Raw genomic sequence first — 12,207 nt, 5'->3', positions numbered from 1 at the left:
AAAAGTAGGTAGCTCTAAGTCAATCTTACCGGTTGTCATGTCTTGGCGATGGCTTAGCGTAGAGGTGAAATTCACTTTTCCGTCAGCAAATACTTTTCCGTAGCTGATGGATGAAGACATGTTGTTACGGGTAAGTTCGCGGATGTCGTAAGTGCTTCCAGCAGCAGAGTTTTGGAAGTATGAGCTGGTACCGAACATCACCGATGCGAGAAGGATGTCCCCGGGTTGGCTTCCTGACGCTGTGTGTGGTTCCACGTGAAGTTGAAGTCTTTGGCCCTGCGGAAGTTATCCGACCCTTCTACCCCTGTAGGAGTAGAAGCAAATCTGAAGTTAAATCCTCCATTGAATTTATAGTTTACGACATAGTTGGTCCGTACCGAAGCTTCCCACGAACCTTTGGAATAGAAAGAGCCCCGTAGTTCGGAGTCCCAATAGTCATTGTACGTCAAGTACCAGCCAAAGTCGCGCAGACCAAAGCCTCGTGTTACATCATCCCCAAAGGATGGAAACAGAAATCCCGATTGTTTCTTGTTAGTCTTAGGGAAGAAGCCGAAGGGTAGAGCCAGAAACTTGAAAGGGATTCCTTGAAATACTAGGTAGGATGGTCCCGCGATTATCTGCTTGTCGGTAATTAAGCCTCGTGAGATATGTATGCCGAAGTGCGTATGAGGATAGGGTAGGTCACAGGTGCTGTACATGGCGTCCTTAATGGACAGCTCATCATAAATATTTTTTCGGAGCACGCGTGCCTGTATATATCCTCCGTCTTCTTCGGTCATGATGCCGAAAGTTTTACCTTCCTGACTTTTGTAGTTATATAATAAGGAGTCTACGGCTTTGGGTGTCTCGTTGGGGAAGATAACGACAGGCCTTCCGACATATTTACCTTTCTCGTCATAGATACCGCTGGCATACAACATATTGTTGTTTCTATCCAGACGAATATAGTCTGCCGAAAGCTCAAAGCCTTGGTATTTTACTTTTGCGCCTTTGAAGAGGTTGGATAATATTTTTTTGCTTGACCTGATTCCACGATGAGTCAGAGGCAACGATAGTTACGACGGTCTCTAGACCACTTTCATTTTTCATGAGAACGGTATCCTGTCCCGAAACTTCTTTGAAGTGATTTTTAAGCGTGTCGGAAGTGTTTTGAAGGGTGTCAGCATTGGTCTTTGAAGGAATTAAAACTTGGGAATAACCCATCGTTATCCCTATTAACACAAACACCAAACAGCTTAAAAATCTCGTTACCGTTAACTTCTAACGTCGTTAAATTACTTATTAAAACTTGCGTCAAAAATAAACTAATTAACCAACAAAGATAAGTCAAAAAATACAAATAGATTAAAGGTGATATTTTTTTAATTCTATTTTTTACCCTTTATTCTTTGTGGATGTATGTGCACCATGCTCAGTGAATCTTATTACAAAAATCTCAAAATTAGAAAGATGAAATTTTTAAATAGTGTTAAAAAAATTAGTTTGTCTCTGTTTTTCCTATCCATTCGTTTTTTTTAGCTTCTTCTTTTATCTATAACGACAGCCAAGAGGAGAATAAAACTAATCCACCGAAAAAAAATTTCACCGTTGTAATAGACCCAGGACATGGTGGCGACAAGCCGGGAGCATACGGGCGTAAGTCAAAGGAAAAAGACATCGTATTGGAGGTATCAAAAAAGCTCAAGAAAAAACTGGAAGAAGAGTTGGGCATAAATGTAATCCTTACAAGAAGCACAGATGTTGATGTCCCTTTCCGTACGCGATCGGAGATAGCCAACAAGAATCACGCTGATCTTTTTCTATCCATACACGCCAATTCGGCGAACACCACACGCCGTAAGAATCCCCATGTGGTGGGAACGGAAACGTTGGTGTTAGGTTTTCACCGTATGAGCGAGCAGGATGTAGCCATAAGGGAGAACGCCGATATGTTGTTGGAAGAGAACTATGAGGAGAATAATGCGGACTTAGTGGGGTTCGATCCTAAGGATCCTTCCAGCTATATCATCTTCAAAGTGATGAAACGTCAGTATCGTGACCGCAGTATCCGTTTTGCCTCCCTAATACAAAATGAATATGTGGCTTCTAACAGAGTAAATAGGGGAGTAAAGGAACAGGGATTGGCTGTGCTGGCCCGTGCAAGCATGCCTGCAGTGCTTACAGAGATAGGATTTATCTCCAGTCCTACAGAAGAAGATTACATGCTGTCAGAAGAAGGTCAAAATGAAATTGTGAAAAATCTGTTTAATGCCATAAAAAAGTATAAAGCTACTTCCGAAAAGTAAACATTTTCTATATTTAGAATGTTATTTGTATATTCGTTAGGAATATAAATTCGAAGTAACTTGAAAATATCAAACGAAACCAAAGTAGGAGCATTAACAGCCGTAGCGATAACCATTTTGGTTATAGGTTATAGTTTTCTGAGAGGTAATGATTTGTTCTCTTCAGAAAACACATATTATACAGATTACGATAATGTAGATGGGTTGGTAGTTTCCAATCCGGTGATGGTCAACGGCTTTAAAATTGGTCGTGTATCGAAAACCACGCTGATGGATAACGGAAAGATCCGTACCGAATTCAAAATCAAAAAAGAGTATAAAATCCCTTCAAATACTATTGCCCGTATTTCCAGTGATGGTTTTCTGGGAGGGAAGGTTATAGTGTTTGAGTTGGGGAACAGCAAAACGTATGCAAAGGATGGTGATCCGTTGCAGTCGGATGTGCAGGCCAACCTTTTGCAGAAGGTGGAGCCTTTGCAAAAGAAGATTGAAGACCTTGTAGAGAGGCTGGATTCGGTACTCTTCGCAGTCAATACCGCTTTGGATGAAGAGTTTCAAAGAGATTTCAAGTCCAGTCTACGTAGTATTTCCATCTCTCTAAAGAATGTAGAGAAAATCACTACCGATGTGGAAGGTTTGATGGGCTCTGAAAGGGAAAGACTGGCTCGTATTATGCAGAATCTGGAATCTATCACTCATAATTTCAAGAATAATGGTGATAAGATTAACCAGATTATGGCCAACCTGGACCATCTGTCCAGTGACTTGTCGAAGACAGAAATCAAAGCTACGGTGGATAATGCCTATCAGGCGATGAAAGATGTGCAGGAGATCACCGATAAAATCAATAAGGGTGAGGGATCTCTAGGACTCTTGCTGAATGACGATAAGTTGTACGACAATCTGAGCCGCACATCAGCAAGTTTGGATGAGTTGGTTCAAGACCTTAAAACTAATCCGGGAAAATATTTGAAGATTTCTATTTTCGGCAAGAAGGATACAAAATAAATCATGTATGATTATAAATCATGTATGATTATAAAAAAAGCGTTTGATTCATGAATCAAACGCTTTTTTTTATTTAATAATATGAAAACTTATTCGCCTTGAGCTCTTTCGATATGAAATTGTACCAAGTCGTCGATTGGAGAACGTAAGATTTTTCCAACCTGCATACCGTATTGGTTTGCTTTTTCTTCCAATACGTTGCGGAAGTTATAAGCCACAGAACCGATACAGTTGAATGTGTAATCTTGGTAATTTGGATATTTGCTTACCAAATTAGCGAAGAAAGCTTCGAAAGCATCATCCACTATTTTGCGAGTGTATTCGATGTTTACATTATTGTCGTAAACGAATTTGCTGAAGCTAGCACAGAAACGGTTTGCTAGAGGTTTAGTATACACGTTGTCCATGATTTCATCCGGAGTAAGCTTGTAGGTTTCGTAGAAAACTTTAGCTACATCTTCCGGCATCAAGCCACGGATAAAGTCTGTTAATAGTTTTTTACCTATATATTGAGCCGGAACCTTCGTCTCCTAAGATGTAAGCAGCAGAGTTGATGTTGTGGACGATTTTTTCACCGTCATAGATACAGGTGTTGGTTCCTGTTCCAAGGATAGCTGCAAATCCTGGTTTTCTTCCCAATAAGGCTCTAGCGGCAGCCAACAAGTCGTGGCCGATTTCTATTTTAGCATTAGGGAATAATACTTTGAAGGCATCAGCAACGATCTGAGCTTTCTCTTCGTTGTGGACACCAGCACCATAATAATTTACCTCTTTTATTTTGTCCAAAGGTAAATCGTTAGGTAATCCTTTTCTTAAAGAGCTTACAATATAGTCACTGTCAACGAAATAAGGGTTGTAGCCCTCTGTGTTGAAGTAGATCTTCTTGTTGTTGTCATCTAGTAGGCACCAATTGGTTTTGGTTGATCCGCCATCTGCAATAATGATCATTATCAGTTTATTTAGTAGTTATTCAATATTAGTTTTCAACTTAGTCTACCCGAAGATACATTTTTCTTTATAATTATCAAGGTTAGTGGTGTATAAAAAGTGAGTACTAACTAAAAAACCTTGTTTATTGCGAATAAACAAGGTTTTTTTTGAAAAATACTTAGTGTATAAAGTACAATTAGAAGGCTTAATGTCCTGCGGAGCCTTCGATATGATCGATATCAATATTTTGTTTTTTCAGGAATCCTTTTCACTAGGATGGCAAATAAAATTATGTAGGCAAAGCCTATAACCGGAACGATATAGGAGTTGTGGATACCGATAATGTCGGCTAGCTTTCCTTGGATAGGCGGGATGATACCTCCACCTAAGATCATCATGACCAAGAAGGCTGAACCTTGTTCTGTGTATTTTCCGATGCCCACAATGGACAGGGCGAAGATAGACCCCCACATGATCGAACAGGCTAACCCGCCGGTAAGAAAGGCGTAGATTGCTACTGTACCTGAAGAAAGTAGACCTATAATCATAGCAGCAAGACCTAACGTTCCGAATGCGATGAGGGTGGTTACCGGTTTTTCTTTGCTGATAAAAAATGCTATTACCTGTATAGCCACACAGATGGCAAAGAAATAAAGATGCGACATATTAAAACCTGCAATAGTATTTACGGTCAGCACTACACCAAAGGCGATAAAAGGAACTACAGCAGTCAATATTTTCTTTGTTGCACTGGAGAAGTTGAATGCTGTCACTGCCCCTGCCCAGCGGCCTACCATCATTCCTCCCCAATACATAGATATATAAGGTGTAATCTCTGAAGATTGCAGATTACCGAATTCGTCTTGTGTCAACAACTCTCCTAGATTACTGCCGATGGCTACTTCTATACCCACATAGAGGAACAGTCCCAACATGCCTAGGACAAGCTGTGGATATTTCATGGCGCCCCAGCCTTCAGGTGATTTTTGTGCTCTGTTGTAGGCGAAAAGTAAGGAGCCTACCACTGCAATGAGGGCACCGAAAAGCAAGGCCATACGTTTCAGCTCCAGTGGATGCATAAGTTCATGGATTTGTGACTGCAAGCTTTCTGCGGTCTGTATGTCCGTTGCTGCTTTCAGCTGGGACTGTAAACTTTCAATATGAAGGGCTGTTTCACTTTTATAGCTTAGGAAGACAGGCGTAAATAAAGCTATCAACAGCAAAGTCATGATGACCAAGGTCTTTTTCGCTTTGTCAGCTCCTTCCATAGGTTCATTGTTGATACCAGGAGGTACTTTCTTAGAGAAATGGAAAAGAGCAGCAGCGAAGATAAACAGCAATCCTACCGCAATATATAAGTACACGACTTTATTTAGAGGAAGGTTCGAGATTTCAGCATCCGAGATGGTTTCGAAAGTGCCGAAAAGGGCATATCCAATCACAAGAGGGCCTATTGTAGTACCGAAAGAGTTGACGGCACCACCCAAGTTGACGCGCGATGCTCCGGTTTTAGGATCTCCCAACAATACGGCGAAAGGATTGGCTGCAGTCTGTTGGAGAGAGAAACCCAATGCCACAATAAATAAGCCTATGAGCATCCCTAGATAGACGTTTACCTCTACAGCGACAATCATTGCAGCTGCGCCAAAGGCAGAGAACAGAAGACCATAAACAATACTTTTCTTATACCCCCATTTACCTACCAAATCTCTACCTGATATAGTACTAAAAATGAATAGAGCCAATGCGCCTATATAATATGCGCTATAAAAGGCAAAATCAATCAGCTGCGATTGAAACTGGTCAAGGTGGAAGTAATTTTTACAGAAAGGAATAAAAATACTATTTCCTGCAGCAATAAATCCCCAGAAAAAGAATACCACAATAAGGGTATAGAGTGCTGGGTAATTGGTTGGTTTGCTATTTTCAGTCATATGGTTTTAGTTTAAAATCTTATTTTGCAAGTCATAAACGTACAAAAAAAATCTAAATTTCGTATTAGGTAAAACAATTTAGTAGGGCTTTTATTGAAAATAATTGTTTTTGTAAGATTATTTTTTTATTTTTTTCTTTGAAAATTCGAATCTATTAGTTTTCTTTGTGCATTCTCAAATTTATCCTATTTCTTGAGTACTATTATTATAATCAAAGATAAGTAGGTAGATACTTAGGACATTTTAGAAAATTATTGAGCCTTATTAGGTTTGATAATTTTGGTAGGTTAGATTTCAAATTGAAAATCCAAAACGACATAATCATAATTCAGTATTAATGAATATCAGTGAATTGAATTCAAAGCTCGTGTCCGAATTGCGCGAGATAGGAAAAGTGTTAGGTATTGCTGACGTAGAGAAACTTCGTAAACAAGAGCTAATCGATAAAATAACGGAAATTGCCAAGCAAGCAGAGGCCGAGGAAAAGACCGAAGAGGCTGCTCCTGCTCCGCAACCTGCTGGCGAAGAGAGACCTCGTAAGAGAACCAGAACGGTTAAAGCGGAACCTGTAGCCGTAACAAAAAGAACAAAAACAGAAGAAGAAACGAACGGTGACAGCGACAGCTTCAGAAGGCGAGACGCCTGCCGCTTCATCTACCTCTTCTTCAACTCCTACAGAATCCCCTTCTGCTGAATCCGCTGAGCAACAATCCACAGAACCAAAACGATTAGACGCAAATGTTCCAAATACTGACTTTGATAATGTCATTATCAACGAAGGTGTTTTGGAAATCATGCCTGACGGCTACGGCTTTTTGCGTTCATCCGATTATAACTACCTGACTTCTCCGGACGACATTTACGTGTCGCAGTCACAAATCAAATTGTTTGGTCTTAAGACTGGTGACAACGTAAGAGGATGTATCCGTCCGCCGAAAGAAGGTGAGAAATATTTTCCATTAGTACGTATCGAATCTATCAACGGCCAAAATCCAGCAGATATTCGTGACCGTGTTCCTTTTGATTATTTGACACCTTTGTTCCCTAACGAAAAGTTAAATCTAGATTTGGGGGCCAACAACTATTCGACAAGGATTATGGATATGTTTACCCCAATAGGTAAAGGGCAACGTGGTCTCATCGTGGCACAACCTAAAACGGGTAAGACAAATTTGTTGAAAGAGGTTGCAAATGCTATCGCTAAGAACCATCCGGAAGTATATTTGATTATCCTGTTGATTGACGAGCGTCCGGAAGAGGTTACCGATATGGCTAGATCAGTACGTGCGGAGGTGGTTTCTTCAACTTTTGATGAACCTGCAGAAAGACATGTTAAGATTGCCAATATTGTGTTGGAAAAAGCGAAACGTATGGTAGAATGTGGTCACGATGTAGTAATCTTATTGGATTCTATTACACGTTTGGCACGTGCGTACAACACGGTAGCTCCTGCTTCTGGAAAGATTCTTTCGGGAGGGGTGGATGCTAACGCCCTACATAAACCAAAGCGTTTCTTTGGAGCTGCACGTAACATTGAAAACGGCGGTTCTTTGACAATCTTAGCTACGGCATTGACAGATACCGGTTCGAAAATGGATGATGTGATTTTCGAAGAGTTCAAAGGTACGGGTAACATGGAGCTACAGTTGGATCGTAAGTTGGCCAACAAGCGTATCTTCCCTGCTATCGACCTTACGGCCTCTTCAACACGTAGAGATGACTTGTTGGTGGACAAAGAATCGCTACAACGTATGTGGGTATTGCGCAATCACTTGGCAGATATGACTCCGACAGAGGCTATGGAATTCTTGTTGCAGCAGCTTCGCGGTACAAGATCGAACGAAGAGTTTTTGATGAGTATGAATGGATAATTCATATTAAATTGATATTTTTAAGCCGTCTTATGCATGATAGGACGGCTTTTTATTTTAATGATGAAGAAACATATTCCCAATACAATTACTTCCTTGAATCTATTCAGTGGCTGTATAGGAGTGCTGATGGTGCTGAAAGAAGATTATGCCGCTGCATTATATTGCGTTTTGGCCTCCGGAATTTTTGATTTTTTTGATGGAATGTCTGCGCGCTTGTTGCACGTGAAATCAGCCATAGGGAAGGAGTTGGACTCGCTGGCCGATGTGATTAGCTTTGGCCTGTTGCCCGGGACAATCGTTTTTTCTTTACTGCTGCAAAGTACGTCTTCCTCTTATTTGCCGTATTTCGGATTTCTTATCACTATATTTTCTGCTTTAAGGCTGGCGAAATTCAATATAGACGAACGTCAGACGACCGACTTTATCGGGGTAAATACGCCGATGAATACCTTTTTGGTAGTTTCTTTGCCTTTTATCGGTGCGCAATATCCGGACATTGTTTACAATCCTTTTGTATTGGTTGTATTTACGTTGGTGTCCAGTATATTGTTAGTTTCGGAGATACGTTCTTTTTTCGATGAAGCTGTCTTCCTTGGGATGGAAGGAGAATCAATATAAATATCTTTTCTTGCTGATATCTCTGGTGTTAATTCTGATATTGAAGGTGATGGCCTTGCCGTTAGTCTTCGTGTTGTATCTATTGTTTTCGTGGCTACATTTTAGCAATGTTAAGAGTTAGTCTTTATTCACGATGATGGTATAGAGGCGATCTACCCATATTTTAACTATTGCAGCGCATTCATAATATTCTTCGTCGGCAAACTGTATCATAGAGCTGTATAGTGTGTCGTACATTTCTACATATTCCGGAAAATTGCCGTATATATCCCTGAAGTCATTGACGATGTCGATGATATAACAGTACATGTCGTATTCCACGAATTTCTGATGGTGTAACTTATTGTATATCGTAGGAGCTTTTGCTGCATCGTATCCACTGGAAATATAGGTGTCGCATTCCTTGTTGAATTTTTCCCTAAGAGCTTTTAGCTCGTTCTGTAGGAAGGACCTCCTATCTAGTAGGGAATCGTAAAGTACGTTTAGCTCTTCTTGAACTTCTGTGCTTTTTGAGATTATTGCCATACCTGTTGCCGGTTGTTTTATCTATAATAACAACCTTATTATGTTAAGGTTTTGTAAAATATTGATTTTTTAATATTTTACTAGTAATTATAGCTTAAGCTAAAAGCCGGAATAAACTTTTCTTTTACACGACTGTCGTTGATATAGGTGCCCTTCAGACTTAAAGTAAACAATGGTTCATTGTATTTGAATAAATTGAAATCGAAATTCATGATATGCACTGAGGGATTTCGGCGCGAAGGATGATTCATGCACATTCAGATAGTCTGCTGAAAGCTGCGTGTGGATACGTTTGACATAGGCCAGCTGTCCAATAGATAGGTCTGGATAAAATAAAGGAAGACGGTAGTCAAAGAGCAAAGTGTTCTTAACAAGATTTCTTGGCAGATAGGAGAATCCGTCAGGCAGTGGAATGTCGTAGTTGTAGGAGAAGTTTCCTTTAGCTTCTTGTAAGCCGAAGCGGGCCTGCAAGCTATGGTTCAACATCAATCCAGGAAAGTAGAAGGAGGTTCTCAAAGCCCAAGAGATGTGATCTCCTTCCATAAATGGCAAATGGCGGAAGGTGAGGTTGAAATTCTGTCCGCAGCGTGGAGCTAGATCCATAGGAGCCATCATCCAGTTTCTGTTGAAATACAGCTGATAGCTTAAAGGAAATTTGATTTTATCCATAAATCGTGTCAGGTTTATGGATACATCATATCGTTTAATATAGTACGTGCCAAAATTAAATCCAAAGGAATAGACTCTATGGCCGCGGTAAACGCTGAAGGGAAGTTGTATCTCAGCGGTGAGCTGATGTTCGCGATAGTCAAACCGAATGCTGTCTTTATTGTTGGGTACTTGGGCCCATCCGAATTTGCCGGTATTTTTGTAGCCTACGGTGAATTTTGGGTAGTATTTCTGAAAGGTTATTTCCCCTAGGAAAGTGTTTTTGGCGAGTTCTATCTCTCGTTCGTACGCCCTACTTTTATTCTTGTGGTGTTCAACACATCGTTGGATAGCCAATAGATTCCAGGCTTATAGTTGTCGAAGCTTTCGAAGTCGTTAGCGCTGATGGTGAGGCTATGAAAGTTTATGCTATGAGGTAGGGTGCGATAAGGTTTTATAGCATTGTCCAAGCTGTCAGGAGTGAAGGTTTGTTCGGCAGCAGAGAAGGAGTTTTGTCTGTCAAAAAGAGTCTCGGCCTTTGTAAGTGTGGTAGCATTTTTTGACAGATCCGCCATAGAAATCTTGTTGATTTTGAACCCTTGGGAGGTGTATTCGCTAAACCATACAACTGTGCTGTCGGACGTGGGGTGGAAAGCTCCATAACGGCTTTGCGTCAGGGGATAAATGTTTCCGTCTCTAAGTACGAAGATCTCGTCTTTTCCTTTTTGGTTTACCTTAAATACTATGTCATGGCTAGCATAGGAGGGTCGTTCTAATTGCAGGTTGCTCCATTCCATCAAGGGGGTTATTGTTTTGTTGTAGCGGTCGATTTCGAGCAATGTAGTTCCTTTTCCGCTTACACCTATACATACAAGCTTGGTTCCCTCTTCATTGAAATAAGGTTGTTGGATGTGAATATCGTTTGGCATCACTATGGAATCGAGTTCTATACCGGAGTTAATGTCGAGAAAAGTTAAAGCACTTTTGTTGTCCAGTCCTACTTTTACACAGGCAATCTGTGTAGCATCCGGAGACACTACAGGTGTATATAAGCGGCTTTTTAGGGTTAGTGTTTTTTTGGTTTTGGTCTTGCAGTCATAGATATTGATGATGTTGTAAGTTTGTTTGGAGAAGCGGCTATCCTTACGGTATTCGTCCCATACAATAAGATTGTTGTGTATATGGAAATAAGGCATAAGCTGCACGCCGGTATAGATGATATGTTCTACTTTCTGAGGGTTGAGAGTATGGAATTTAACTATTCTTTGAGGTCTTTGGTTGTTTCTTTGTATGGCATACATATATTCTCCAACCCGCTGTGGAAGGAGATAATGGGTAGGATATTTGTCATCGAAGGTAAGAGGAGGAGCGGTATTTGTCGCTTCCTCAGGTGTCCATTTTTCTTTTAGATGGTCTATGGTTTCGGCAAAAAGAACACTCGCTTTGGCTCCATGATGTTTCTTTAACGCCCGCTGAAAATTGAAAGGTCGCAACAGGTTTTTACGCATATCCTCATAAATTTCCAAGTGAATTTCGGGGTTCTTTTCATAGAGCATACTATTCATGAAGTACCCGATTGTATAGTAGGTAGGGGTAATGTCTTTGTAAGAACCATGTACATATTTGTTAAAATCGTACTCTTTCCCTTCCAGAATATTGGCTCTTAACTCCATGTTCCAAGAGCTTAAACGACCTCTTCCTCCTTGGGAATATAAGGTTTCTTGCAGCACGGCGTCGCTTCATAAAACCAAGAAGGGAGGTGGATACCGAAGAAAGCTAGTGCTAAAAGTTCGCCGAAAGGTTGATGTATTTTTCCTGTCAATTTGTCAAATTGAATAACGTGCTGCATTTCGTGTAATGCCAGATTGGGAAGCCATTCCTGATTGTCGGATATGGCGGAAGGAGTCGAAAATAGTTCGGATTTTCGGGGAGCGAGCTGCACAAAACCATTTTGATTGACGTGATGTTGTTGCAAAATAATGCTGATCTTACGCGGCTTTACCTTTAACCTTTGAGAGGAAATTTGCAAATAATGGTCTATTTTATGAGCTAGGGCAGGAGCTTCATCTTTGAATTCTTCAGGAAATATAAGTCGAAAATTTTCCCTGTCAATCTGCATCCATTTTACATTAAAATGTGCTTGAGAATTGTCAAATACTTGACATTTTGCAATATGTGAAGTTGTTGTTAAAATAGTTATTGTTAATATATTGACTATTATGTTTTTAATGTTCATTATTTTGATTTCTTTTTGGTATAGTTGTCTTAATATTATTTAGTTATTTGTGCTTAGTTATGATTTAAATTAAAATGTTAATTTTTAATTTATTAATTGTTGGTTTACAGTATTTTATTTTTAAATTATTTTAGGTATTTACTGTTTTT

The 12,207-nt window shown here is 40.1% G+C and carries 12 protein-coding genes and 1 pseudogene; 5 read left to right on the top strand and 8 right to left on the bottom strand.

All coding sequences use genetic code 11. From position 1 onward, the window contains the following. Both SD31_RS19825 and SD31_RS19820 read right to left on the bottom strand, forming a co-directional pair. Nucleotides 1-198 (bottom strand): putative LPS assembly protein LptD (locus SD31_RS19825; RefSeq protein ID WP_156138182.1); only part of this gene is annotated, 198 nt, incomplete at its 3' end. Continuing rightward, nucleotides 198-1,049, bottom strand: a complete 852-nt coding sequence (locus SD31_RS19820; protein ID WP_156138181.1) for a putative LPS assembly protein LptD — start codon at nt 1,047-1,049, stop codon at nt 198-200. The genes SD31_RS19825 and SD31_RS19820, both read right to left, overlap by 1 nt. Nucleotides 1,050-1,499: 450 nt before the next feature. Here SD31_RS19820 and SD31_RS03645 point away from each other — a divergent pair, with 450 nt between their 5' ends. Next, nucleotides 1,500-2,285: an N-acetylmuramoyl-L-alanine amidase gene (locus SD31_RS03645; protein ID WP_039053149.1), complete on the top strand. Its 786-nt coding sequence runs from the start codon at nt 1,500-1,502 to the stop codon at nt 2,283-2,285. A gap of 60 nt (nt 2,286-2,345) precedes the next feature. Continuing rightward, nucleotides 2,346-3,293 carry an MlaD family protein gene (locus SD31_RS03640; RefSeq protein WP_039053148.1) on the top strand — a complete coding sequence of 316 codons (948 nt, stop codon included), beginning with the start codon at nt 2,346-2,348 and terminating at the stop codon, nt 3,291-3,293. An 89-nt stretch (nt 3,294-3,382) separates the two neighbouring features. Here the strand turns inward: SD31_RS03640 and SD31_RS03635 are convergent. Then, nucleotides 3,383-4,241 (bottom strand): annotated as a pseudogene (locus SD31_RS03635) (N-acetylglucosamine kinase). 221 nt (nt 4,242-4,462) lie between these two features. Next, nucleotides 4,463-6,157: an MFS transporter gene (locus tag SD31_RS03630; RefSeq protein WP_231561127.1), complete on the bottom strand. Its 1,695-nt coding sequence runs from the start codon at nt 6,155-6,157 to the stop codon at nt 4,463-4,465. A 337-nt stretch (nt 6,158-6,494) separates the two neighbouring features. On the opposite strand from SD31_RS03630, the gene SD31_RS21160 reads away from it, so the two are divergent. The 3 genes from SD31_RS21160 to pssA are packed head-to-tail and all read left to right on the top strand — an operon-like array spanning nt 6,495 to nt 8,649. Further along, entirely contained in the window at nt 6,495-6,851 is a 357-nt protein-coding gene (locus SD31_RS21160) for a Rho termination factor N-terminal domain-containing protein (RefSeq protein ID WP_039053147.1), read from the top strand. Next, nucleotides 6,769-8,028, top strand: coding sequence for a transcription termination factor Rho (rho, locus tag SD31_RS03620; RefSeq protein ID WP_197053518.1), 1,260 nt, complete (start codon nt 6,769-6,771; stop codon nt 8,026-8,028). The genes SD31_RS21160 and rho overlap by 83 nt, the downstream gene beginning before the upstream one ends. Nucleotides 8,029-8,088: 60 nt before the next feature. After that, nucleotides 8,089-8,649, top strand: coding sequence for a CDP-diacylglycerol--serine O-phosphatidyltransferase (pssA, locus tag SD31_RS03615; protein ID WP_316929747.1), 561 nt, complete (start codon nt 8,089-8,091; stop codon nt 8,647-8,649). Between the two features lie 117 nt (nt 8,650-8,766). Here the strand turns inward: pssA and SD31_RS03610 are convergent, their stop codons facing one another. The 4 genes from SD31_RS03610 to SD31_RS03595 all read right to left on the bottom strand — a co-directional run bounded on the left by SD31_RS03610 (nt 8,767) and on the right by SD31_RS03595 (nt 11,941). Next, nucleotides 8,767-9,174 (bottom strand): hypothetical protein, encoded by a 408-nt coding sequence (locus SD31_RS03610; protein WP_039053146.1) that lies wholly within the window; start codon nt 9,172-9,174, stop codon nt 8,767-8,769. Between the two features lie 177 nt (nt 9,175-9,351). Further along, a complete protein-coding gene (locus SD31_RS16425) occupies nt 9,352-10,179 on the bottom strand; it encodes a hypothetical protein (RefSeq protein ID WP_156138180.1) in 828 nt (275 codons plus the stop codon). Then, nucleotides 10,116-11,495: a hypothetical protein gene (locus tag SD31_RS03600; protein ID WP_156138179.1), complete on the bottom strand. Its 1,380-nt coding sequence runs from the start codon at nt 11,493-11,495 to the stop codon at nt 10,116-10,118. The genes SD31_RS16425 and SD31_RS03600 overlap by 64 nt, the downstream gene beginning before the upstream one ends. Before the next feature lie 11 nt (nt 11,496-11,506). Next, on the bottom strand, nt 11,507-11,941 hold the full coding sequence (locus SD31_RS03595) for a hypothetical protein (protein WP_156138178.1): 435 nt from the start codon (nt 11,939-11,941) through the stop codon (nt 11,507-11,509). Nucleotides 11,942-12,207: the final 266 nt, after the last annotated feature.

Origin of the sequence: Sphingobacterium sp. T2 (genome assembly GCF_000814685.1) — a bacterium.
Classification (GTDB): Bacteria; Bacteroidota; Bacteroidia; order Sphingobacteriales; family Sphingobacteriaceae; genus Sphingobacterium; species Sphingobacterium thermophilum.
The sequence above is the reverse complement of the archived record's forward strand: the minus strand, read 5'-3'. Positions and strand labels throughout refer to the sequence as shown.